A 22072-nucleotide genomic window follows, 5' to 3' on the forward strand; every position below is an offset into this window, starting at 1 on the left:
GTTTTTCCGCTGGCGCGTGGCCTTCCCCCTCATTTTTTTCTTGCGCTCCTGGTGGGGGGGGGGGCGCGCCCCCCCCCCGCGGGCCCCCCCCCCCCCCCCCCCCCCCCCCCCCCACGCCCGGGTGGTGAACGCAGGGGCCGTACGGTCCTGCGTTCAGGGCCGTGCGGCCCGCCTGATTGCGGCGGCCGAGGACGAAACGGTGCCCCGGTCGCGCGTCACGCACCCTCCATGGCCGCCGCGGCCCGCTGGCGGGGGCTGGCCGGCCCTTCGGGGCCGTAGCCGAGCCGGATGACCATCTGCAGGTGGCTCTGCCCGTGGCGCGGGTCGCCTGCGGCCGAGCGCAGGTCGGGCCACTCCAGGACCTGGTGGAGCAGCGAACTGCGCAGGTGATGGGCGGTCGCCAGCAGCAGGACGTGCTGCAGGGCCTGACCGGTGCGCAGCCAGTCGGTTCGGCGGTCGTGGGCGGTGGCCAGGACCAGGATGAGCGGGTGCGCCTCGAAAGGGGCCGAGGGCAGGTCGCCGGCGGACCGTGCACCCGTGAAGTCGCGGACCGGGATCCGCTCGAAGGCGTCCTGGGGGCCGAGGGCCGTGGAAGGGATCCCGTAGGGGCCGTCCTCGGGACGGCGGATCCATGCGCGGCTCTCCTCACGACGCAGCGGGGCAGCGGCGTTGCGGTGTTCGGCCTCCGCGGTCAGGAGCAGCACCCGGCGGGTCTCGGCTGGGCCGGTCGGCCGGAGCAGGGTGCCCTCGGTGTGGGCGGCTTCGACGAGCTCCGCGACGATGCGGGCAGAAACCGGGCGCGGGCTGAAGGGCATCCGGCTGCTGTGACGGCGCCAGATGGCGTCGAAGAGGTCCGGGCATGAGGCGGATCCGGTGGGCGGGGTTCCGCCCAGCCTGACGGCGGCGAGCAGTTGGGGCTCGGCCGGGTCGGGCAGCAGACGCACCGCCGGCTCCCAGCCCAGGTGCCGGGCTGCGACCTTCAGGTTGAACACGGCGGCGCCGACGGAGACCAGCAGGGCACGCCCGGTCGGGTCGGTCTCGCGCAGTGCGCGCTCGGGCGCGGCCCGGACCTCCAAGGTGGCGGTCTCGCGGCGCAACCGGTACCGCCAGGGCTGGGTGTTGTGGATGGACGGTGCTGCCACCGCGGCCGAGACCAGCTGCTCCAGGGAAGCAGCGTCCAGGACGTGGTGGACTGCGTCGGTGCTCATCGCGGCCTCCTCCGGAGGATTGGCGTAGTGCCTCTCACATCGTCAGTCGCGCGGCACCGCAAGGGGATGGGCCGAATGTCCCGAGGGACCAGCCGAGCGGGGTACAGCGGGGCGTCCCTGCGTCCACGTCACGGTCGCGCACCGGCAACAGGGCCATCCGGGTCGGGGGGTAGGGCCGGTTGCCCTTTCGTGCGCCTGGCCGGTGCGTCCGGTCAGCGCCACTGAGGGGACCTTCGGCCCAACGCGCCGGGCCCGGCGAGGGAGCACAGTAAGCACTGCCGAAACCGGTACCCACCGTCGGAGAAGGAGGACACCATGCGCGCTACAGCGCACGGCAGCACCGCGGACCTGACCCGACCCGTCGTGTCGCTCCCGGAGCCCGATCCGTCGGCCGCGGGCGGGCTGCCGCGCCGCACCCTGGTGGGCGATCTGATGACCCGTGAGGTGATCGCGGTCGACCCCAGGACCGGCTTCGCCGCGGTGGTCGCCGCCCTGCGCGAGCACCACCACGACATGCTGCCCGTCGTCGACCCCGAGCGCCGGGTGCTGGGCACGGTCTGTTCCTCGGACCTGCTCGCCAAGCTCGCAGTGTCGGCGCTGCCATCGCACGCGTCGCTGGTCGAGTCCCGGCAGATCCGCGCCCTGCGCCGACGCGCTCCCGCGGTCAACGCCCGCGAGCTGATGACCAGCCCGCCCCTGACGGTCACCACGACGACCGGTGCCGCCGAGGCGGCACTGGTGGCGGTGCGGCACCGCGTCCACCACCTGCCCGTCGTCGACGAACAGCAGCACCTGACCGGCATGGTGTGTCTGTGCGATCTGCTCGTCGCCCTGCACCGCGAGGACGACGACATCCGCTCCGAGGTCCTCTACCTCGCCGTGGCGCACACCGCAGGTGTCGACCGGTCCACGCTGATCGTGGACTGCAAGGACGGCCACGTCGTACTGAACGCCACCGCGGCTCTGCGCAGCCAGGCCGAGGCGCTGGCCGAGCGCGTGCGCGCGGTCGAAGGCGTCGTCGACCTGCTCGACAGCCTGCGCTGGCACACGGACGACACCCGCACGCCCACAGCGAACTCTCGCTCCTGAGCCGAGGGAACCGTCGTACCCACCGCGGCCGACGGCGTGGTGACCCTCGGCGGCGACCTCAAGGACACCAGACTTGATCCATCCGCCGCCGACACTCGGCGGACTCGACTGACGATTCGGAGGAACCAAGGACATGGCTGCAACTGCGGCGGGATCGGGGCGGCTGCTGGCCGCCCCGATCGATCTCAATCACCCGGGCGCCTACGTGCACTGGGGAGTGATCCAACTCTCGGTGGCCAATCTGGTGGTCATCGGCCTGATGGTGCTGGTTTTCGTGGCGGCCCTGCTGCTGCCGTTCCCGAAGGGACACGACAGAGATGAGTGACACCGGCGCGCGGGCCGGCGGCTGGACCGGTGCGGTCAGACGCCGCGCGGTACGCGCGTTGCCGCCGGAGAAGCTGCTCCCCGACACCCAGCCCTCCTACATGGCCTCGTGGATCTACATCTTCGGCGTCCTCACGCTGGCCTCGCTGCTGGTGGTGCTTGCCACCGGCGGGCTGCTCGCCCTGGAGGGGCCCGGCTGGTGGCACGTCTCGGCCACCGGGAAGTACGTCAACAGCCTGCACCTGTGGAGTGTGGAGCTGTTCATGTTCTTCATGGTGGTGCACCTGTGGGGCAAGTTCTTCATGGCCGCCTGGCGCGGACGGCGCGCGATGACCTGGATCACCGGCGCGGTCGCGTTCCTCTCCTCCGTCGGCACCGCCTTCACCGGCTACCTGGTGCAGCAGAACTTCGACTCCCAGTGGATCTCCACCCAGGCCAAGGACGGCCTGAACTCCGTCGGTATCGGCGCGTACTTCAACGTCCTCAACTTCGGCCAGATGCTGATGTGGCACATCGTGGTCCTGCCCCTGGTACTGGGCCTGCTGACGGTGTGGCACCTGCTGCTGGTCCGTCGTCGCGGCATCGTCCCGCCCATCGACGCCACCGCCCCGCAAGCCCAGGCGCAGGCGCAGGCATCCGCGCCGGCAGTCGAGGAGGAGCAGTCATGAAGTGGCGCACGGCTGACACCACGCCGGAGTCCTCCTCCTTCCCCACCCGGCCCTACGACCTGGTCAAGGAGGTCACGATCGCCCTGGTCGTCGTGGCGCTGCTGACCGTCGGGCTCGCCGCCGTGTTCTCCTCGCCCGACGACCGCCCGGTCACCGTGGCCTCCTGGTCCCGGGCCGACCCGGCCGACTTCACCGCCACCGCGGTCACCGAGCTGGGCGGCACGAGCACCAGCGCCCAGTACGGCGCCCCCTACAACCACACACCGGGCGCCGGACAGAAACTCGGCCCGCTCGGCCTGCAGAACGCCGCCGGCGTCCGTATCCCGGTCGACACCGCTCGGGACTTCGTGCTGCGCCCGCTGTCCAGCTCCCCCGAGCCGGCCTCGGTCACCGCTGCCCTGTCCACCTGGAACGCCGCGCCCGCCGCGAAGCAGCAGTCCTGGACCAGTGCCTACACCGACGCCCTGGGCAAGGCACCCGACGGCGACCCGGCCAAGGTCGCCCCGGGCGACTACGGCCCCGTCCCCACCATCAGTACCGCACTGCTCGACCTTGCCCGAAGCGGCTCACTCGACGGCCAGCTCCTGGCCGAGGGCGGCTTCTACCAGTCCGACTACACCCACCCGCTGCTGTTCCTGGCCGACGGCTCCTACCTGCCCGGCCTGGCCGACGCCCAGCACCTCACCGGCAGCCAGTGGGGCATGATGAACGAGACCGGCAACTACCCGGGCCAGGCCTGGCTGTGGCTGTACACCTTCTGGTACCAGATCGACCCGTTCAAGAGCTCACACAACGCCGACGCCCTGGTCTGGGGCACGATGGCGCTGCTCAGCCTGGGGCTGGTGCTGGTTCCCTTCATCCCCGGGGTGCGCTCGATCCCGCGCTGGACCCGCGTCCACCGGCTGATCTGGCGTGACTACTACCGCAGCCATCACTGACGCGACGGATTGGAGACCGCGGAGTATTCGCCGGAGAACCAGCGCCGGGCTGCCTCGGTGTGCAGGGGGAAGGCCAGTTCGGCGGGGGTGGTGAGGACCTCGCGGGCGTCGGTCTCGTCGGTCGGGACATACGGCGGCAGGTCCTCGGCGGCGTATTCGGGAAGCAACCCGAAGAGCAGCAGGTAGCCGCCCTCGGTATCGGTGAGGGCGTCGGCGAGCCGGACCTCGCCGGGGGCCGCCGTGATGCCGGTCTCCTCGGCGAGTTCCCGGACGACGGCCTGCTGCCAGGTCTCGCCGTAGTCGATGAACCCGCCGGGTAGGGCGATCAGGCCGCGTCTCGGCTGGATCGAGCGGCGGATCACCAGGAGGCCGGTGCCGGTGCTCTCGCGCACAGGGAGCAGGGCGATCGCCACCGGCAGCGGATTGCGGTAGGCGGTGGCACCGCAGACGACGCAGGTGCGCGGCCAGTCGGAGTCGGGCGGGAACGCCGCGCCGCAGGAGGAGCAGTGGGAGTCCTTCTGATGGCTGGTCACGCGCGGACTGTAGCTGCAGCGTCCGCTCTCGACAACTTCGGCACAGTCGTCTCCGGGTAGTGCCTACTTCGCCGATCCGACGGACATCTCCCTGAGCCGTGTCGGCAGGCGGTGGACGGATCCGTCTGCCACTGAGGGATCCGGGGGCTGGACGGGTTCGGACGCGAGCAGCTCCGGCTCCGCGCACCAGCTCTGCGGTATCAGCAGCACGGCGGCGGTCAGCAGCAGCACCAGCCACAGGCGAAGGTCGCCCAGCAGCGGCGCGTTGTCGGTCATCCTCGGTGCCAGGTAGAGGGCCGTGAAGGACACCAGGGACCAGGCCGGGACGGGATGGCGCAGCCCTATGAGTTCCCAGCACAGTGTCCCCAGCAGGATCCCGGCCGTGTAGTAGTCGTAGACGCCGGGATCCAGGACGAGCCGGGCGCCGATCCCCAGCAGCAGCACTGCCGGCCAGCGGTGTCTGCGGATCGCGAGCACCCCCAGCGTGCAGCCCAGGGCGAGCTGCGCGATTCGGTCCCAGGACGGTGTGCCGGCAGTGGACACCCCGAGCGCCCGCAGCGCGGAGGAGGGGTCATTGACGATGGCGTACTGAGCAGCGCTGAGGGTGCCCGGGTCCGCGATCACGAAGGGCAGCCAGGCGAGAGCTATCGTGGCGACCGCATAGATCAGCGCATGGCGTCGCCGGGAGCGGGCCACGGCCAGCACCAGCGGCAGGAACACGAGCGCCCACGGCTTGGAGTCCACCGCCAGGCCGAGGCACAGTCCCGCGAGCGCGGGAGTGTCCGCCACCAGGGCGCGGACCGCCAGTGCGGCGAAGAGCAGGGCCAGCACGTCGTCGAGGTGGCCGTAGTGCACGGACAGCGAGGCCCACAGGATCAGGAACGTGCCGCCAGCGGTGATGGTGGTGAACCTCAGCGACGCGGGACGGCGCAGCAGGCTCGGCCTCGCGAGGAGCGCGGACCGCTCCAGGATGTGCAGGACCAGCAGGCCGACAGCCATCATGAACACCTGGCCGGCGAAGAGCCCGCTGCCGGTTCCGATGGCTCGCAGTACCTGGGCACAGGCGAAGGCCACCGGGCCGATCTGCAGCCCGGGGTAGTTCGCGTACAGGTGCATTCCGCCGGGTGGTGACGCTCCGGAGCCGCTGAAGAGCAGGGCGCTGCCGTGGGCGAAGTAGTGCCACGAGTATCCGCCCCCGGGCACGTCCACCAGGAACCACAGGAACGCCCACCCCGCGAGTACCCAGCGGTGCCACGAGCCGGCTCCAAGCTCCGGGCGGAGACTGCGCTGCACCATGTTCTCCCTTTCACTACGCCTGCATTCGTCCGCATTTACGGGGACGCCGAGGCCGGACGGCCAGGTTGCGCCCTTTGTATATGACTCGGGTATGCGTCCTCTTAGGGGTCTCTCAGGTGGCTCTCGTCCTTGCGGAAGTCGCGTCGTCGGTTGGTGTCTCCACTGCCGGCGGTGGCCGAGCGGCTCGCGCGAACCGGAACGTTTAGACAGTACGATCACCCAATGTCTGACATGACCGAAACCTCGCCCGGATGGCTCACTCCCGACGAGCTGGGGCTGGCACGCGCACGGATGCCGATCCTCTATGTCGAAGCCGTACCCGTGCGGGTCGACGACAGCGGGGAAGTCACCCATGTCGGACTCCTGCTACGCATCGGGCCGGACGGGACGGTCAGCCGCACCCTCGTCTCCGGACGGGTACTGCACCACGAGCGGATCCGCGACGCCCTCCTGCGCCACCTGGAGAAGGACCTAGGCCCGGTGGCCCTGCCCCGGATCCCGACTTCGCTGCAACCCTTCACCGTCGCCGAGTACTTCCCGACACACGGGATCACGCCGTACCACGACCCCCGCCAGCACGCCGTGTCCCTCGCTTACGTCGTTCCGGTCACCGGTGACTGCCAGCCCCGGCAGGATGCTCTCGACCTGGTCTGGTTCACCCCGCAGGAGGCCTCGTCGCCCCTGGTCCAGCAGGAAATGCCCGGCGGGCAGGGAGCGCTCCTCAAGCAGGCCCTCGCACACGTCGGCTGTCTGTCCTAAGAGTCGCGACCGGCGGGCCGCCGGACCACGGTCGGTGTCGGTGTCGGGCTCTGGCTGAGTCGGTGAATCGGGGTCCCGTGGGGGTGCCTGCACCCCTGTCCGGACAGGGGTGCAGGCGTCCTCGTCGCTGCGGTGCCGGATCTCCGAGACTGGGTACGTCGGCGCAGGCCGATCCCGTCGGGGGACTCCTCCAGAAATGCCGGAGGAGACGACGGGCGAAGCAGGGGGACAACTCCAGTCATGAAGAAGACACTTGTTGGTGCGATGACCGTGCTGGCAGTCGTAGGCGCGGGGGCGGGTGCCAACGCGGTCGCCGGTCACGGCCACCCGACGGCCAGGACCGCCGCGAGGAGCGCCGTGGCCCAGCAGGCCCAGCAGGCCCAGTCGGCCGAGGCCACGGACTTCACCCAGCCCACCGGATACGCGTTCAGCACCCTGAACGACCCGGCCGACACCACGTTCAACCAGCTGCTGGGCATCAACGCCCGCGGCGTGATCGCCGGATACTTCGGCTCCGGCGCGCAGGGCCACCCCAACCAGGGGTACCAACTGCAGCGCGACGGCCGGACCTTCCGCGGCGAGAACGTCACCGGCTCGGTGCAGACCCAGGTCACCGGCCTCAACGACCACGGCGTGACGGTCGGCTTCTGGTCGGCCATGAACAACGCGAACCAGACGAACGACAACACCGGTTTCTACGCCGTCGGCGGGCGCTTCCACAACGTGGCCTTCCCGACAGCGGACAATGCCGCGCCGCCGGTCAACCAGCTCCTGGGCGTGAACAACGACGGCACGGCCGTCGGCTTCTACACCGACGCCGCAGGCAACAACCACGGCTACACGTACGACATCGAAGATCACAGCTTCCACCAGGTCGCTGTCACCGGAGCGACCAGCGTCACGGCCGCCGCGATCAACAACCACGCCGACATCGCCGGCTTCTTCACCGGCGCGGGCGGGACCGTCGACGGCTACCTGCTGCGGCACGGGCGGCTGACCACCCTGGCCTTCCCCGGCGCGTCGATGACGCAGGCGCTGGGCGTCAACGACAGCGACGAGGTGGTGGGCGTCTACCAGGTCGGCAGCGGCAACGCAGCCAAGACGCACGGCTTCACCTGGACCTCCGGGCACGGCTTCGGCACGGTCGACGACCCCAACGGTGTCGGTGCGACCACGGTCAACGGCGTCAACGACGCCGGTGCCCTGGTCGGGTTCTACACGGACGCGGCCGGAAACACGGACGGCATGCTCGCCACCCCGCAGCGCACCACCTCGGTCCGGCACCTCACCCTGCATCCCATGCCCGCCGGCAGCGTGGCCTTCAGCCACGACTCCCAGGGGCAGTTGCGGGCCCAGCTGCACCTGTACGGGCTGACCCCCGGCTCTCCGCACCAGATCGACATCGAGGTACCCGGCCACGGGACGGCCACCGTCGTCGGCTTCGGCGTGCTGAGCGCCGACGCCACCGGCCAGGCCGACGCCACCCTCACCGCCGCCTCCTTCACCGGCAGCCTGCCGAGCGGCAGCCGCCTTCTCGTCCACCTCGGCACCGTCGGCGGGGGCGCCAACGGCGATCCGATGGCCGCCGAACCGATCGCGCGTACCGCCGAACTGCCCTCCCGCCCCGGAGGAGACGAGTTCACCCTCTCCGCGGTGGACGTCGCCCCGAACGGCGCCGACGCCGGCAGGCTCAGCGGCCGGGCGGCGATCGCCTACGACGCCGCGGCGCGGACCCTGAAGGTCACCGTCAACGCCACCGGCCTGACCCCCGGCGCCCACGCGGCCCACATCCACCTGGGCAGCTGCCAGGTGCAGGGCGGGGTGAAGTACATGCTGACGGACCTTCAGGCGGATGCCCAGGGGAACATCGTCGACCAGACCAGGACCATCACCGGCGTCACGGCGGCGCCCCCGGTCGGCGGCTGGTACCTCAACGTCCACCAGGGCGACAGCAACACCATCCTGGCGAACGGCAGCCCCGCGCCGGGCTTCCGCCCGCTGCTCTGCGCCAACATCTGAGCCACCTGCGGGGACGGCTGCCCAGTCCCGGCGCAGTCCGTTCCCCTGAGCGGGGCCCCGGCCGTTCCTGGCCGGGGCTTTCGCAATGCCCGCGAACACTCAGGCGCTGTCCTCGGCGAGGTAGCGCAGCACCGCGCGCACCCGGGGATGCCCGTCCTGGGTGCCCGTCAGCCCGAGCTTGGAGAAGATGGAGTTGATGTGTTTCTCCACGGCCTTCTGGCTCAGCACGAGTGCGGACGCGACCCCGGCGTTGGTACGCCCCTGAGCCATCACCGCCAGCACCTCGCGCTCGCGGGCGGTGAGCACGGACAGGTCGCCGCCGCCGACCCCGCTGCGACGTCGGACCAGCGCCTCCACCACCTTGGGGTCGATCGCGGAACCGCCCGTCGCCACGCTGCGCAGTGCATCGGCGAGCTGGTCGATCTCGCCGACCCGCTCCTTCAGCAGATAGCCCCGGCCCTCCCCGCCCTGGGACAGCAGCAGGCGCACATAGGCCGGCTCGACGTACTGGCTGAGCAGGACGACTCCGGTGGCGGGCAGGTGCCTGCGGCAGTACTCGGCGGCTCGGATGCCCTCGTCGTTCTGGCTGGGGGGCATCCGGATGTCGGTGAGCACGGCGTCGGGCCGGTGCCGGTCGCAGGCAGCGAGCAGCTCCGGCAGGTCCGAGCAGACCTCGACCAGCTCCAGGTCCGGCTCGGTTCGCAGCAGCTGGACGATGCCTGCACGCAGGAGATAGTGGTCCTCGGCGAGGACGACGCGGATGGTCATGCTGTCCCTGTTCCCTCGATCCCTGGTCCCTCGGTCACTGTTCGCTCGGTCACTGTTCGCTCGGTCACTGTTCCCCCGGCCTTCGGTTCCACGGCATCCGCTCCCTCCGGCGCGTCCCGCCGCAGCGGCAGCCGACCGGTCGCCCGTGCCTCGCCCACCGGCAGGCTGAGACTGCCGTCCAGGGCCTCCAGCCGGTCCCGGAGGTCGAGCGCCGCGCCCTGCGGCAGCGCGCCGCCTGCGCCGTAGCCGGACCAGGTCAGCTCGAATCCGACCTCGTGCCCGGTGAGCGTGAAGGCCAGCGACTCCGCGGTCGCGGCCGTCGCGCGCAATCCGGCGAGGGCGGTGACGCAGCAGAAGTAGAGGCAGGCCTCAATGGAGGGAGCGCAGCGGGCCCCGTCCAGGATCCCGCCGTCCGGCTCCTCGTCCCGCAGCCGGACGGCCAACTGCTCCTGGTCGGTCCAGGCCCGCAGGGCCGCGCCCGGACCGACCTGGCCGAGCAGTGCCGGGAAGACGCCATGGGACAGCCGTCGCAGGTTCTCCAGTGCGGCGCGGGCGGCCTCGTCAGCGCTCGCCAGCTGTTCCCCGGCACCGTGTCGTGACACGGAGACGGCGGCGAGCGCCTTCGCTGCCGCTGCCAGATGCGGGCTGATGGACTCTTCGACCTCGGCGCGCACCTGACGCCGTTGGCTGCTCCGCGCGTCGAGGATGCGCTGCTGCGACGCCGCGAGTTGGGCGCTCTGCTCGGCTACCTCGGCGAGGCGCCTGCGGAGGTCGACGGTCAGCCGTACCGTCGACAGCGCCAGACCCGCCGGTCCCGCCAGCCCGTCGAGACCCGGCCTGCCCAGACCGGAATCGGCATCCGCGACGGCGAGTTCGCCGACCGGGGCGCCGCCGTGCCGTACGGCCACGGACACCTCAGCGGCTCCGGCGGCGGCTCCGGCGGCGGCGTCGGGAGGCCAGACCTGGCGCTGTTCGCGACCGTCGGCCAACCACAGCCGCACCTCGCCGCGGGTGCCGTGCGCCTGCCGGGCCGCCGTCTCGGCGAGTCGGGGCATCACGTCGTCGACGGACATGGTGTCGGCCAGCCGCCGGACGAACTCGTTCATCACCGAGTAGCCGTCCGCGCGTTCGCCGTAGACCAGGCGGTTCGCAAACCGCCCGGCCCGTCGCTGGACCCGAGGGAGCACGGTGGCGACGGCGACGGTGGCGAGCAGCAGCACCCACAGCGGTGGCACGGCGTTCCTGCCCGCGGCGACCCGCCAGACCAGGACAGCGAAGGCGTCGACGGCAAGGGCGCCGGCGGCCAGCGCTCCGCCCACGACCACCGCGCGCAGGCAGGCGGGCCGGGTCACCGCAGGACCTCCCTGGATACGGCCTGCCCTGGGACGGACGGGGTGAGCGGCACCCGGCCACGCACGCAGGTGCCCGCACCCGGTCGGGTGACCACGGTCAATGCCCCGTCGAACGCGGACAGCCGGTGCTGCATATTGGCCAGCCCGCTGCTGTGCATGGCTGCCTGCGGATCGAAGCCGACTCCGTCGTCGATCACCGCGAACTCAAGGGCCTGCCAGGCCCCGGAGTCGCTGGCGCTGGTGTTGACGCTGAGCGAGATGCGGGTCGCGCGGGCGTGCTTGGTCGCGTTCTGCAGTGCCTCGGCGCAGCAGAAGTAGACGGCGGTCTCCAGGGTGAGTGGTACCCAGGCCGGGGAGTCGACGGTGACGGTCACGTCCAGGCCGGTGCGGCGGGCCGACGTCGCCGCCGCATCCAGGGCCTTGACCAGTCCGCCGTCCAGCAGGGCGTGCGGCAGGCCGCTCCCGCACAGCTCGCCCAGAGCCTGTCCGGTCGACCGGACCAGGGCATGCAACTCGTCGACCTGCCGCACGAGTTCGCCGCGGTCGGCCGGGCCAGCGGAGGCGGTTCGCAGCGCGCGCAGGGCGATGATCACAGCGACCAGGTCCTGCTGAGCCCCGTCGTGCAGGTCGCGCTCCAGCTGTCGACGCTCGGCGTCCCGGGCGGTGACCACGTTGCGCCGGGACCGGCGCAGCTCTGCCGCCTGTTCGGCGAGTCGGTCCACATGGCGTGCCAGCTCGGCGGTCAGCTGGGCGTTGTGCACCAGCAGTCCCGCGTGTCCGGCGAGATCGTCGAGCAGCCGCTGCTCCTCCGGTCCGAGGGGGACGTCCCTGCGCTCGGCGGTGTCGAGCAGACCGAGCAGCCGGCCTTGGTGGCGCAGGGGAGTGGCCCGATGCCCGGCTGCCGACTCGACGGCTGCCAGCGCGCCCTGCTCCCGGCTCTGACCAGTCGCCAGGAGCCGCTGCTCGGCGGCCTCCCCGTCGTCGGGCCACTGCGCGACTGAGAGGAGACGGTCGTCGACCAGCAGCCAGACCCGGGCCGAGGTGATCGCGCGGGTGGCTTCGACGACGACCCGGGTCAGTTCGCGAAGCTCCTCGGCGGGGGCGAGGTGGGTAAGACCTGCGGCGAGCCGGCTCATCGCCTCGGTCGGGCTCAGGGACTGGCCGAAGACGACACGGTTGGCGAGGGCCTGCAGCCCCGTGCGGAGCGGAGCGACGGCGAGGCCCACGGCGGCCATGACCAGCACCACTCCGACCGGCCCTCCGGTGACGGTCCGCCCGGCCAGGACTACCCCGGCCACGTACGCACTGCTGACCAGCGCCGTCAGCGAGCCGTACACCAGGGTGCGGTTCAGCACGACGTCGAGTTCCCAGAGCCGGTAGCGCAGGATCCCGGCGAAGAGCACCGCCGGGACGATCACGAACGCTGCGGGGAACCAGCCCTCGAGTCCCTGATCCCAGCCGAGCGCGGTTGCCGAGCCGTGGCCGCCGACGAGGTCGTTGACGACGGCAACGGCGCGTACCAGCAGCCAGGCGCCGGCGGCGAGCAGGGCGGGCAGCAGCGCGGAGCGCAGCAGGCGGGCCTGCTGGTACTGCTCGGGTGTGGCCGGTCGGCGCAGCCGGACGGTCTGGGCGGCCAGGCCGGAGAGGGCGATGAAGACACCGAAGAAGACGACGAAGAACGGGGGGTGTGCGATGAAGCTGCTGCGCCAGCAGACGACCGTGATCGCGGCGGTGACGGCCGCGATCCCAGCCCTGCGGAGGGCACCGGAGCGCACCCGCAGCGGCAGTTCTCCGTCCGGGAACAGTACGACCGCCCAGAGGTAGGCGACGCCGCTGACGATGTGGAAGGTGAAGTGAATCACCGTCACCAGCGGTCCCGGGCTGATCACATGGAAGGCGGCGTGGCTCGGTCCGTTGAACGTGGCGGCGGTGCCGAGGAGGGCCAACGCCATGAGCCTGGCTACGCGGTCGTCGAAGCGCCGTAACAGCAGCAGCATGCCCATCACCAGGTTGACCAGGCTGAACAGATACTGGAGCACGACATCGGGGCCGCCCGCCAGACCCATCATGTCCGCGCTCAGGACTCGCTCGGCGTCTCCCGCCAGCACACCGTGGCCTGCGGCGATGCTCCCGAGCAGACTGTGTACGGCAGGCACCGCCACGGCCAGGTACGGGAGCAGGCCCAGACCCAGCCACAGCAGCAGGCCGCCGACGTAGCCGACGACGGCCACCCGTAGCGACGCTCGGGAGAGTCGGTGTCGGGCGGTGGAGGAACACCAAGGAACGTGCGAAGTGGTGAGAGCACCCGCGCCCTCTGGACACGTCAACGTGCTCCCCCTTCGGCACCGCAGGCGACCGGCGTCGCAAGTGACGGCGACACTGGCGACAGCAAGGCGATCACCGACGGCGTCATGCCGGGGCCGCCCCACACGGCCGCGCGCCTTCCTGTCTGTCAGGAAGACGCAGTCAAGGCAATGAGAGGTTTCCCTCTGGCTTGAGATTTATCCCTTCTGCTCATCGCCGCTGACGGACCTGGTGTTCGCCTTCAGACCTGCTCGCCTACGACTTGATCGCAGTCGTCAACAGTGCCGCAACCACAAGGTAGATGGCCAACGCCGCCAGCACGACACCCATCATCGCCAGCGCCTTCGGCGCGGTGGCAAGATTCGTGCGAGCCAGCTTCAGGTTGGTCGCCATGCCCAGCCCGCCGAAGGCGCCGCCTATCAGGCCGCCGAATGCGATCAGTGTCAACGGGACAACAACAAGCACGACCTGCCACTTCGGCAGCCCACGGAACGCAGCCCATCTGTCCGGCTTGCCGGGGGCCTGTGGGGTGAGATCGGACAAGTCTGACATGCTGCTTTCCCTTCGTGGCGCGGATGCGATTCGTCAAGATCCCACGCCTGCAGGGCTCTGTACAGGTCATGCCCGAGGCATCCCGTTTCACGGAAGGGCGCGCTCGTCGTCGAGCGTGGATCAGGTCCGGAAGAGAGCGACTTTCAGCGCACCGTTCTGTCCGGCGTCGCTGAAGAGGTCATAGGCATCCTGCATCTCGTCGAGGGCGAACCGGTGGGTGACCAGGCCGGAGACGTCCAGTCGGCCGGAGGCGAGCAGGTCGAGCAGCAGGGGTGTGCTGCTGGTGTCGACGAGGCCGGTGGTGATGGTGACGTTCCTGATCCACAGGTCCTCGAGATGCAAGGTGGCGGACTTGCCGTGGACGCCGACGTTGGCGACCCGCCCGCCGGGGCGCACCACGCGGGTGCAGAGTTCGAAGGAGTCGGGGACGCCGACGGCCTCGATGGCGACATGCGCACCCAGTCCGTCGGGGCTGATCGCGCGCACGACCTCGTCTGTGGCTTCCGAAGCGGTGAGCGTCACATCGGCGCCGGCCTGCTTGGCGGCGTCCAGGCGACTGGAAGACAGGTCGATCGCGATGATCCTTCCAGGGCTGTAGAGCCTCGCGGTGATGATGGCGGCCAGGCCGATCGGTCCCGCGCCGACGACCACCACAGTGTCCCCGGGGCCGACCTGGCCGTTGCGGACCCCGACCTCGTAGGAGGTGGGGAGGATGTCGGCGAGCAGCAGGGCCGTCTCGTCGCTGACGCCTGCGGGGAGCTTGTACAGGGAGTTGTCGGCGAAGGGGGTGCGGACGAACTCGGCCTGGGTGCCGTCGACGAGGTGGCCCAGGATCCAGCCCCCGCCGCCGGTGCACTGGCCGTAGGTGCCCGTGCGGCAGTAGGCGCAGCGTCCGCAGGCGGAGATGCAGGAGACGAGTACGCGGTCTCCCACCGTCACGGTCCGCACTGCGGGACCGGTGGCGACGACGGTGCCGACGGCCTCGTGACCCAGGACGCGGCCCTCGGTCACATCAGGGAGATCACCCTTGAGGATGTGCAGGTCGGTGCCGCAGATGGTCACCGCGTCCACGCGAACCACTGCGTCCTCGGGGTCGAGGACGACCGGGTCGGGTACGTCGCTCCAACGTCGCTTTCCGGGACCGTGATAGGTCAGTGCCTTCATGTCTGATCCGCCTTCCTGGCCGTCACGGTAGTGACGGGTCCACCCCAGCCTGGCGCTCCGGACAGGGCTGCACACAGGGCCGGTAGGCCCGGCAATCGGTGACGGACGGGGGACCTTCGGCCTTTGCCCCTGTGAACGAGCAGGTCAGCAACGACGTATGACACCTGGACGCCCCGGTTCCCCGGCGACGCTCAGGTCCCAGGACAGTGCTGCCAGTTCCGGATCGCAGAAGCCCCGTGCGGAAGGTGGGCGCGGGGGACGGACTCTGGTCCGAGCCCGTGGGTGGGATTAGTCTGGTGTTCCAGCGTCCTGGACCCCGACGTGGCCACAGCCCGGCATTCTGCCGGACGCAACCGCATCTGGGGATCGACGATGAAGGAAACGATACGGGCCGCAGTCCCTCCGTCCTCCGGCACCGCACGTTCCGAGGGGCGATACGCCCCAGCCCCCGGAGTCGCACCAGACATGGTGATCGTGGCCGGCGGGCCGCCTGCCGCCACCTCGTCCGGCGATTCTCGGGAGGAAGGACTCCTCACGGGACGGAGCTCGATCATCGCCTGGTGCGACCGTCATCTGACGACCATGCACGCCCTGGCCGCGCTCATGGCTGACGAACCGAGGGTCATCGCCGCGGCCCTGGCCGAGCTGCTCGCGGAGCCGCAGGACCTGCCCGCACCCCGCAGGACGCGACGGGATGCCAACCCCGCCCGTGCCGTCTCCAGGGACCGGTGCCCGCGCGGCGCTTCGCCGCTCGACCGTGTCGAGATTGCACTGGATCTCCTGGGTGACCGCACCTGCGCGAAGGCGTCCGAGGTGCTGGGGCTCCCGGAGTACGCCGTCGCGGCCAGGCTGCGCTCGGGGCTGTGGGTGCTGTTCGCGCCGTGCGACCGCAGGACGGGCGCCAGGGCTGGTCCAATCCCCCTGCCTTCTTCCGTCGCGTATCTGCCTTCCCCGGGGTCGTCCGGCGTCTGAGAGCACGACAGGACGCCCACCAGGCAGGGCTGCGCCTTGTGCGCCTACGGGGACTGGTTGCGGTGCGACCATGCGGGTTCGATCTGGAGCCATTCACGTTCCCAGTGCCGCAGGTTGGTGCGTTCCAGGCGGGCGCGAGCGAGGGTCTGGGCGGCCACGATGACGATGGCCGTGCCGATCAGGGTGAGGACGCCCAGACAGACGGCGGCGCTCGCCGAGTCGGCGAGGGAGTCGGGCGGGGTGCTCGCTTGATTGCGGTCGTTCAGCCACAGGGGGAAGCGATCACCCTGGGCCGTAGTTGCGGGAACGGTGAGGCGGGCCTCATGAACCGCTCCTACCAGGTCGGTGTACCGGATCCGGGCGGCGGTAGCGTTGCCCTGGGACCGGGTGGCGTCCGTGAGGGCCAGGGCCTGGACCTTGTGCAACTGGCCTTCGTGCCGCACCGCGGTGGCGCGGTGAGTCTGATAGGAGAGCAGACCGATGAGGGCGGACAGGGATGCGGCGGTGAGCAGGCCCAGCACCATCGAGGTGCGGAGCCAGGTGCGCAGAGTGTCGTTCCGTCGCCGCAGCGGACTGCGGTGCCGGGCGCGTGCCGCGCCGAGGCGGGAACGTCGCTGTGTGGGAAAGGGCGGGGTCGGTGCGGCTTCTGGCGCTGCCATGGGAGTTCGCCTTCTGGGCCGTGGTGGGAGACTTCAGGTAGGTCGTCGGGGAGTCGATGCGCGGGCGGCTTCCGTTGGAAGACGTGGACCTGCCGGCCTGGCCAGGACAGACGGGAGGCTCTCGGGTGCAGGGGCACCGATCCGTGCGGCGATGACCCGATTCACTGTCTCGCCGACCGGTGACCCTGTCCTGGGCCACCAGGGACTCGGGACGTGGCCGATCGGCCCTGCTCCCGGGCGAGTCATCCGCCGAGTACGGCGTGAAGGGCCTCGGGTTGTGTGCCGCCCGGCCCGCGACTGGAGTCGTACCCGCCATGCGGCGTAGCCACGGGGACTGACGGTCCCCGTTTCTGGGCCCGATGGGCCCTGTTCCCGGCGGGCAGCCGGGCGGAAAGTGAACCTGTGCACCGGTCCGCCCGCCGCGGAGGCGCACGTCAAGGCGAGGGTCTGGTACCGGCGCGTAGCGATTTGTCGGCCCACGGCGCAGCGCATGTGGGGTCACGTACGAGATGTGACCGCTACCGCGGCGACCGTGCCGCGCATCGAGGAGTGAGAGACCATGCAGCACCGCACCGTTCAGGACGTGATGACACACGAGGTCGTCACCGTTCGCCGTGACACCCCGTTCAAGACCGTTGCCGAACTGCTGGCCGGCCACGACGTGACCGCTGTCCCCGTGGTCGACGGGCAACACCGCCCGATCGGGATCGTCTCCGAGGCAGACCTGCTGCGTAAGGAGTCCGTACAACCGGAGCCCGGGGGCCGCGACCCCATCCCGCGGCTGCCTCCCAGGGACCGTGCCCGCGCCGAGGCGGAGACCGCCGAGGGTCTGATGAGCACCATGGTGTTCACCGCCCGCCCGGACTGGAGCGTGGTCGAGGCCGCCCGCGTCATGGACCGCCAGCACGTCAAGCGGCTGCCGGTGGTCGACGATTCCGGCGTGCTGGTCGGCGTCGTCAGCCGCAGCGACCTCCTGCGGGTGTTCCTGCGCCACGACACCGCGATCCGCGAGGAGATCGTGCATGACGTGCTGGAGCGCACCCTGTTCCTCGCCCCTGACGCCGTTCGGGTCGAGGTGGTGGAAGGGGTGGTGACCCTGCGTGGCAAGGTGGAACGGCGGAGCACGGTCCCGATCGTGCTGCGGCTGTGCCGCACCGTCGACGGCGTCGTAGCCGTCCACGACAACCTCAGCTACTCCTTCGACGACCGCAGGGCCGACGTCGAGCCGGAAACGGTGCACGGCATCCTGTAGCCCCCCGAAGTGGTCCGTCGCGCAGGATACGCGCCCTTGCTGGTGGCGGGGACGCGCCCGGGAGTGCTGGTGGTGCCCTCAGATTCGTTTCAGCGGAACCTGCCAGACCAGCCGGGTGCCGCCCGAAAGCCCGGGCGTGACGGCGAACGTCCCACCGCATTGCTTCGCGCGCTCCGCCAGGTTCGCCAGGCCGCTGCGCGGAACGCCGTCCGGGATGCCCACCCCGTCGTCGACCACGCTGAGCGTGACATTGGTGCGGGAGGCCGAAACGGTGACCTCGACGGCGGTTGCCCGCGCGTGGCGGGCGGTGTTGCTCAATGCCTCGCTCAGAACGGCGAGCAGGCTTTCGCGGGGTTCGGGGGGTACTTCGGTGTCCAGCAAGCCCTCCATGCGAAGTCCCGGGGTGAAGCCGAGGACGGGCACGGCTCGCTCGACCGTGTCGACCACGCGTGCTCGCAGGCCGTGGCCGCTGGGCCCGGCGTCCCGGGCCCGGAGGCCGAAGATGGTGGATCTGATGATCTTCACGGTGGCGTCGAGGTCGTCCACGGCGCGCTGGACGCGCTCGACGGCCTCCGGGTGCTCGATGAAGCGCTCGGCGCTCTGCAGGGTCATCCCGGTGGCGAACAGCCGCTGGATCGCCAGGTCGTGCAGGTCGCGGGCGATCCGGTCGCGGTCCTCCAACAAGGTGATCTGCTCGGCGTCCCTACGCCGCTCCGACAGCTCCAGACCCAGTGCGGCCTGCCCGGCGAAGCCCAGCAGCGGAACGGAGTCCTCCGGGGTGAACTCGGCGCCTCCCACGATCCGGGCAAGCATGAGAACTCCGCGCACTCCTCCCTTGTCCGTGCCCATCCGCACGGCGACGGCCGGACCGATGCCTTCCCAGCGCAGCGGCCCTGCGGTGATCCTCGGGTCCTTGTTGACGTCCGGGCTGATGATCGGCTGCCCGGAGCGCAACGCGGCACCGACGAACGAGCCCTCTGCGGGCAGTACCAGACCGTGGTGCGCGTCGGCGCCCTCGCCTACGGCCAGCTCCACCACCAGCTCCCCGGCCGCGCCGAGCGGCAGTGCGATCACGGCAAGATCCGCATCGGCGACCTCCCGGGCCCGGTCGACCAGCAGATGCAGCACCTCGGCCTCCGGGCTTCCGGAGAGTAGGCCGTTGATGATCTCCGCGCTCGCGGTCAGCCAGCGCTCGCGCTGGCGCGCCTCGCGGTACAGGCGTGCGTTGTCGATCGCGACCCCGGCGGCCACTGCGAGGGTGGACAGTACCGACTCGTCCTCGGCGTCGAACTCGCCGGCGCCTTGCTTCTCGGTGAGATACAGGTTGCCGAAGACCTCGCCGCGCACGCGGATGGGTACCCCGAGGAAGGACTGCATCGGCGGGTGGTTCCGCGGAAAGCCGTAGGAGGCGGGATGCGCGGCCAGCTCCGGCAGCCGCAGCGGGTCCGGGTGGCGGATCAGCTCGCCCAGGATGCCGTGGCCCTGCGGCAGCGGGCCGATCGCCGCCACATCGGCGTCGTCGATGCCCACGGTGATGAACTGGGACAACCTCTGGCTCTCGCTGACCACGCCCAGTGCCCCGTAACGGGCGTCCACCAGCACCACAGCGGACTCCACGATGTGCCGCAGGACCTGGCCCAGCTCCAGATCCCGGCCGACCGCGAGCACCGCCTCGAGCAGACTGCGCACCCTGTCCCGGGCATCCCGGGCCAGGTCCAGCCGCGCCTGGAGTTCGTCCAGCAACTGGTCCAGCCTCGGTTCGGTGCGATCGTCCTGTACCTCGCCGGTCACATGAGCCTCCGTGGGACTACCGCCGGCCGTCTCCGCCGACACGGAGATCAACAGCACGGTAGGGGAACCTGTACCGCAGGTCGCCGCTGCCGCTCAGGCACCAGAAGTCCGCCGCTACGGGTCACGTGCTCCCTACCCCGCCGCGACCGGCCCACCCCGAACAACGCGGACTGCCCGTCGTCGGGCGCCGGGTCAGGCAGTCGCGCACCGGGTCAGGCAGGGGGTTCTCCCAGTTGCACGGAGACGCGAGCGAGGGCGTCCAGACGGTGCTGCAGGGTGGGATGGGTGGAGAAGAGGTCAGCCAGACCCCGCTCCTTGCCCACAGCCGGGACAAAGAAGAAGGCGTTGAAGGTCTGTGCCGTGCGCAGGTCCTTGGTGGGGATGCGGGCGATCTCTCCGCTGACCTTGACCAGGGCGGAGGCCAGGGCGGAAGGTCGGCCGGTGAGTTGGGCCGCGGAGCGGTCGGCGGCCAGTTCCCGGTAGCGGGACAGGGTGCGGATGAGCACAAAGCTGAGCGTGTACACGCTGGCGGAGACCGTCGTGATCGCAGCGAAGACAAGAAGAATGTGAGGGCTGGTACTCCGGCCGCGTCCGAGCCCGGAGTAGAGGGCGAAGCGGGCGACGAGCCCGGCGACGACGCCGAGGAAGGAGGCGATGGTGATGACCGCGACGTCGCGGTGGGCCACATGGGAAAGCTCATGGGCCAGGACGCCTTCCAGTTCCTCGTTCTCGAGACGGCGCAGCAGGCCGGTGGTGACACACAGCACGGCGTGGTCGGCGTTGCGTCCGGTCGCGAAGGCGTTGGGCAGGTCGGTCTCGGCCAGGGCGATTCGTGGTTTGGGCATGTCCGCGAGGGTGCACAGCCGGTCGACGGCACCGTGGAGGTGCGGCTGCTGCTCGGGTGTCACCTCGTGCGCACGCATGGCGAACAGGGCGATCCGATCCGAGTACCAGTACTGGGCGGCCAGCAGTCCGGCGGCGATGACCACGACCAGGACCACGGACTTCAGCAGCACGATCAGCGCGGCGAGGAAGGCCACGTACAGCAGCCCGAGCAGAAACACAACGGTCAGCATCCGAAGCGCCAGCTGCCGGTCGGGAGCGAAGCGGGAGCCCATGGCACTCACCTCCACGCCGGGATTGGGACGTTCTCCGAGAGTAGCGCTGTCACCTGGGCAAGGGACATGTCCTGGTCGGGAAGAACCAGTTCCGAGGGTTGAAGGGTGGTGTCGGGTAGCCGCGCGCCCAGGCGGCGCACGGCGGCCAGCAATGCCGGCAGTGCGGTGGCGAACGCCGCCTGGCTGCCGGACTCGACGGCCTCCTGAAGGTCCGCATCCAGCTCGTCGAGCTCCTTCACGTGCTGGTCCGGGATCTCGTACTGGGCTTCGCCGAGGATTCGTGCGATCACGAGGTCGCCTCCTTCTGCGCCGCCGGGTCGGCGGAGGGGTGTTCGGCAAGGGCCGGCGGGGTGGGGGCCTGCGCCAGCTCGGCTCGCATCCGGGCGAGTTCGGCGTCCACGTCGCCGCCGGAGGTGATGGCGTCGAGCTGGGTCTGCAGGTCGTCGTGGGCCACGGGCAGGGTGGCGTCCTGCAGGGCCCCGGAGGCCATCAGCTCGTCGAGGGCGCCGGCGCGGGCCTGGAGCTGCGCGGTCTTGTCCTGGGCGCGCTGCATGGCGACGCCCACATCGCCCATCTCCTCGGAGATGCCGGAGACCGCCTCGTTGATATGCGCTTCGGCCTCGGCGGCGGTGTAGGTGGCCTTGATCGACTCCTTGCGGGTGCGGAAGGCGTCGACCTTCGCCTGCAGCCGCTGTGAGGCGAGCGTCAGCTTCGCCTCCTCGGCCTGCAGTGAGGACTCCTGTGCTTCCAGGTCGGTGCTCTGGGCGAGCACTGCGGTACGGCGGGCCAGTGCCTCGCGGGCCAGGTCTTCGCGTCCGATCGCCAGCGCCTGCTGTGCCTGCTGCTGCAGCTTGCCTGCAGACTGCTGGAGTCCGGTCAGCTGTAGTTCGACGCGTTTGCGGCTGGTGGCCACGTCGGCCAACCCGCGGCGGACCTGCTGCACCAGCTCCAGCTGCTTGGTGTAGGAGTAGTCCAGCAGTTCTCGGGGGTCCTCGGCGTTGTCCAGCGCCTTGTTGGCCTTGGCCGTGAACAGTGCCGCGATGCGGCGGGTGATGCTCATGCCTCTTTCACGTCTCCTTCGCCGGCGTGGATTCCGACGCTCAGCTGTATCGGGTGCCACACCATTCAGCATGGTTGTCTTCCCCCGACCTGGGCAGGGCCGACCGGCCCTCGCCGCAGGGACCACCGGCGACTGTGCGCCGCGGTTGCCCGCGATCCCCGCAGGCGGTGACTGCGCCGTGGGAGTCGCCGTAGCCCGCCGCTGCGGGAGTACCGCCGCGGCCCTTGGAGCCGGGCGAGGGAGAGG

At 70.6% G+C, this 22072-nt stretch carries 21 protein-coding genes; 8 read left to right on the forward strand and 13 right to left on the reverse strand.

Annotated elements, in window-relative coordinates:
• Nucleotides 1–215 precede the first annotated feature (215 nt).
• Nucleotides 216–1208, reverse strand: coding sequence for a nitroreductase family protein (locus tag ABIA33_RS10740; RefSeq protein ID WP_370079818.1), 993 nt, complete (start codon nucleotides 1206–1208; stop codon nucleotides 216–218).
• A gap of 315 nt (nucleotides 1209–1523) precedes the next feature.
• On the opposite strand from ABIA33_RS10740, the gene ABIA33_RS10745 reads away from it, so the two are divergent.
• The 4 genes from ABIA33_RS10745 (at nucleotide 1524) to ABIA33_RS10760 (ending at nucleotide 4227) form a co-directional block, all read left to right on the forward strand.
• Complete coding sequence (locus ABIA33_RS10745; protein ID WP_370079820.1) at nucleotides 1524–2297, forward strand: CBS domain-containing protein; 774 nt, start codon at nucleotides 1524–1526, stop codon at nucleotides 2295–2297.
• Nucleotides 2298–2430: 133 nt separating this feature from the next.
• Nucleotides 2431–2622, forward strand: coding sequence for a hypothetical protein (locus ABIA33_RS10750; RefSeq protein ID WP_370079822.1), 192 nt, complete (start codon nucleotides 2431–2433; stop codon nucleotides 2620–2622).
• On the forward strand, nucleotides 2615–3289 hold the full coding sequence (locus ABIA33_RS10755; protein ID WP_370079824.1) for a cytochrome b N-terminal domain-containing protein: 675 nt from the start codon (nucleotides 2615–2617) through the stop codon (nucleotides 3287–3289). Before ABIA33_RS10750 ends, ABIA33_RS10755 begins: the two co-directional genes overlap by 8 nt.
• Nucleotides 3286–4227: a hypothetical protein gene (locus ABIA33_RS10760; protein ID WP_370079826.1), complete on the forward strand. Its 942-nt coding sequence runs from the start codon at nucleotides 3286–3288 to the stop codon at nucleotides 4225–4227. The genes ABIA33_RS10755 and ABIA33_RS10760 overlap by 4 nt, the downstream gene beginning before the upstream one ends.
• Here ABIA33_RS10760 and ABIA33_RS10765 read toward each other — a convergent pair.
• Nucleotides 4221–4760 carry an NUDIX domain-containing protein gene (locus ABIA33_RS10765; RefSeq protein WP_370079828.1) on the reverse strand — a complete coding sequence of 180 codons (540 nt, stop codon included), beginning with the start codon at nucleotides 4758–4760 and terminating at the stop codon, nucleotides 4221–4223. The genes ABIA33_RS10760 and ABIA33_RS10765 overlap by 7 nt on opposite strands.
• Before the next feature lie 63 nt (nucleotides 4761–4823).
• Nucleotides 4824–6056 (reverse strand): hypothetical protein, encoded by a 1233-nt coding sequence (locus ABIA33_RS10770; RefSeq protein ID WP_370079830.1) that lies wholly within the window; start codon nucleotides 6054–6056, stop codon nucleotides 4824–4826.
• A gap of 231 nt (nucleotides 6057–6287) precedes the next feature.
• Between ABIA33_RS10770 and ABIA33_RS10775 the strand changes: the two genes are divergently transcribed.
• Complete coding sequence (locus ABIA33_RS10775; RefSeq protein WP_370080393.1) at nucleotides 6288–6815, forward strand: NUDIX hydrolase family protein; 528 nt, start codon at nucleotides 6288–6290, stop codon at nucleotides 6813–6815.
• A 240-nt stretch (nucleotides 6816–7055) separates the two neighbouring features.
• Complete coding sequence (locus ABIA33_RS10780) at nucleotides 7056–8834, forward strand: CHRD domain-containing protein (protein ID WP_370079832.1); 1779 nt, start codon at nucleotides 7056–7058, stop codon at nucleotides 8832–8834.
• 99 nt (nucleotides 8835–8933) lie between these two features.
• On the opposite strand, the gene ABIA33_RS10785 is transcribed toward ABIA33_RS10780, so the two are convergent.
• The 5 genes from ABIA33_RS10785 to ABIA33_RS10805 form a co-directional block, all read right to left on the reverse strand.
• Nucleotides 8934–9602, reverse strand: coding sequence for a LuxR C-terminal-related transcriptional regulator (locus ABIA33_RS10785; RefSeq protein WP_370079834.1), 669 nt, complete (start codon nucleotides 9600–9602; stop codon nucleotides 8934–8936).
• On the reverse strand, nucleotides 9599–10954 hold the full coding sequence (locus ABIA33_RS10790; protein ID WP_370079836.1) for a hypothetical protein: 1356 nt from the start codon (nucleotides 10952–10954) through the stop codon (nucleotides 9599–9601). The genes ABIA33_RS10785 and ABIA33_RS10790 overlap by 4 nt, the downstream gene beginning before the upstream one ends.
• On the reverse strand, nucleotides 10951–13185 hold the full coding sequence (locus ABIA33_RS10795; RefSeq protein ID WP_370079838.1) for an ATP-binding protein: 2235 nt from the start codon (nucleotides 13183–13185) through the stop codon (nucleotides 10951–10953). Before ABIA33_RS10795 ends, ABIA33_RS10790 begins: the two co-directional genes overlap by 4 nt.
• Before the next feature lie 328 nt (nucleotides 13186–13513).
• Nucleotides 13514–13801, reverse strand: a complete 288-nt coding sequence (locus tag ABIA33_RS10800) for a hypothetical protein (protein ID WP_370079840.1) — start codon at nucleotides 13799–13801, stop codon at nucleotides 13514–13516.
• A gap of 129 nt (nucleotides 13802–13930) precedes the next feature.
• Nucleotides 13931–14974, reverse strand: coding sequence for a zinc-dependent alcohol dehydrogenase family protein (locus ABIA33_RS10805; protein ID WP_370079842.1), 1044 nt, complete (start codon nucleotides 14972–14974; stop codon nucleotides 13931–13933).
• 465 nt (nucleotides 14975–15439) lie between these two features.
• On the opposite strand from ABIA33_RS10805, the gene ABIA33_RS10810 reads away from it, so the two are divergent.
• Nucleotides 15440–15946 (forward strand): hypothetical protein, encoded by a 507-nt coding sequence (locus ABIA33_RS10810; RefSeq protein WP_370079844.1) that lies wholly within the window; start codon nucleotides 15440–15442, stop codon nucleotides 15944–15946.
• 44 nt (nucleotides 15947–15990) lie between these two features.
• Here the strand turns inward: ABIA33_RS10810 and ABIA33_RS10815 are convergent, their stop codons facing one another.
• Nucleotides 15991–16605, reverse strand: coding sequence for a hypothetical protein (locus ABIA33_RS10815; RefSeq protein WP_370079846.1), 615 nt, complete (start codon nucleotides 16603–16605; stop codon nucleotides 15991–15993).
• 559 nt (nucleotides 16606–17164) lie between these two features.
• Between ABIA33_RS10815 and ABIA33_RS10820 the strand changes: the two genes are divergently transcribed.
• Entirely contained in the window at nucleotides 17165–17857 is a 693-nt protein-coding gene (locus ABIA33_RS10820) for a CBS domain-containing protein (RefSeq protein WP_370079848.1), read from the forward strand.
• Between the two features lie 78 nt (nucleotides 17858–17935).
• Here ABIA33_RS10820 and ABIA33_RS10825 read toward each other — a convergent pair whose 3' ends face one another.
• The 4 genes from ABIA33_RS10825 to ABIA33_RS10840 all read right to left on the reverse strand — a co-directional run bounded on the left by ABIA33_RS10825 (nucleotide 17936) and on the right by ABIA33_RS10840 (nucleotide 21826).
• Entirely contained in the window at nucleotides 17936–19648 is a 1713-nt protein-coding gene (locus ABIA33_RS10825) for a GAF domain-containing protein (RefSeq protein ID WP_370079850.1), read from the reverse strand.
• A gap of 212 nt (nucleotides 19649–19860) precedes the next feature.
• Entirely contained in the window at nucleotides 19861–20766 is a 906-nt protein-coding gene (htpX, locus tag ABIA33_RS10830) for a zinc metalloprotease HtpX (protein ID WP_370079852.1), read from the reverse strand.
• 5 nt (nucleotides 20767–20771) lie between these two features.
• Nucleotides 20772–21056: a hypothetical protein gene (locus ABIA33_RS10835; protein WP_370079854.1), complete on the reverse strand. Its 285-nt coding sequence runs from the start codon at nucleotides 21054–21056 to the stop codon at nucleotides 20772–20774.
• Nucleotides 21053–21826: a PspA/IM30 family protein gene (locus tag ABIA33_RS10840; RefSeq protein WP_370079856.1), complete on the reverse strand. Its 774-nt coding sequence runs from the start codon at nucleotides 21824–21826 to the stop codon at nucleotides 21053–21055. Before ABIA33_RS10840 ends, ABIA33_RS10835 begins: the two co-directional genes overlap by 4 nt.
• Nucleotides 21827–22072: the final 246 nt, after the last annotated feature.

The sequence above is a fragment of the Streptacidiphilus sp. MAP12-16 genome (assembly GCF_041262165.1).
Classification (GTDB): Bacteria; Actinomycetota; Actinomycetes; order Streptomycetales; family Streptomycetaceae; genus Streptacidiphilus.

Excerpts from the sequence above, each read along its gene's own strand:
- ABIA33_RS10740 (WP_370079818.1), bottom strand. The coding sequence starts at position 1,208 with ATGAGCACCGACGCAGTCCACCACGTCCTGGACGCTGCTTCCCTGGAG.
- ABIA33_RS10745 (WP_370079820.1), top strand. The coding sequence starts at position 1,524 with ATGCGCGCTACAGCGCACGGCAGCACCGCGGACCTGACCCGACCCGTC.
- ABIA33_RS10750 (WP_370079822.1), top strand. The coding sequence starts at position 2,431 with ATGGCTGCAACTGCGGCGGGATCGGGGCGGCTGCTGGCCGCCCCGATC.
- ABIA33_RS10755 (WP_370079824.1), top strand. The coding sequence starts at position 2,615 with ATGAGTGACACCGGCGCGCGGGCCGGCGGCTGGACCGGTGCGGTCAGA.
- ABIA33_RS10760 (WP_370079826.1), top strand. The coding sequence starts at position 3,286 with ATGAAGTGGCGCACGGCTGACACCACGCCGGAGTCCTCCTCCTTCCCC.
- ABIA33_RS10770 (WP_370079830.1), bottom strand. The coding sequence starts at position 6,056 with ATGGTGCAGCGCAGTCTCCGCCCGGAGCTTGGAGCCGGCTCGTGGCAC.
- ABIA33_RS10775 (WP_370080393.1), top strand. The coding sequence starts at position 6,288 with ATGACCGAAACCTCGCCCGGATGGCTCACTCCCGACGAGCTGGGGCTG.
- ABIA33_RS10780 (WP_370079832.1), top strand. The coding sequence starts at position 7,056 with ATGAAGAAGACACTTGTTGGTGCGATGACCGTGCTGGCAGTCGTAGGC.
- ABIA33_RS10785 (WP_370079834.1), bottom strand. The coding sequence starts at position 9,602 with ATGACCATCCGCGTCGTCCTCGCCGAGGACCACTATCTCCTGCGTGCA.
- ABIA33_RS10805 (WP_370079842.1), bottom strand. The coding sequence starts at position 14,974 with ATGAAGGCACTGACCTATCACGGTCCCGGAAAGCGACGTTGGAGCGAC.
- ABIA33_RS10810 (WP_370079844.1), top strand. The coding sequence starts at position 15,440 with ATGGTGATCGTGGCCGGCGGGCCGCCTGCCGCCACCTCGTCCGGCGAT.
- ABIA33_RS10815 (WP_370079846.1), bottom strand. The coding sequence starts at position 16,605 with ATGGCAGCGCCAGAAGCCGCACCGACCCCGCCCTTTCCCACACAGCGA.
- ABIA33_RS10820 (WP_370079848.1), top strand. The coding sequence starts at position 17,165 with ATGCAGCACCGCACCGTTCAGGACGTGATGACACACGAGGTCGTCACC.
- htpX (WP_370079852.1), bottom strand. The coding sequence starts at position 20,766 with ATGGGCTCCCGCTTCGCTCCCGACCGGCAGCTGGCGCTTCGGATGCTG.
- ABIA33_RS10840 (WP_370079856.1), bottom strand. The coding sequence starts at position 21,826 with ATGAGCATCACCCGCCGCATCGCGGCACTGTTCACGGCCAAGGCCAAC.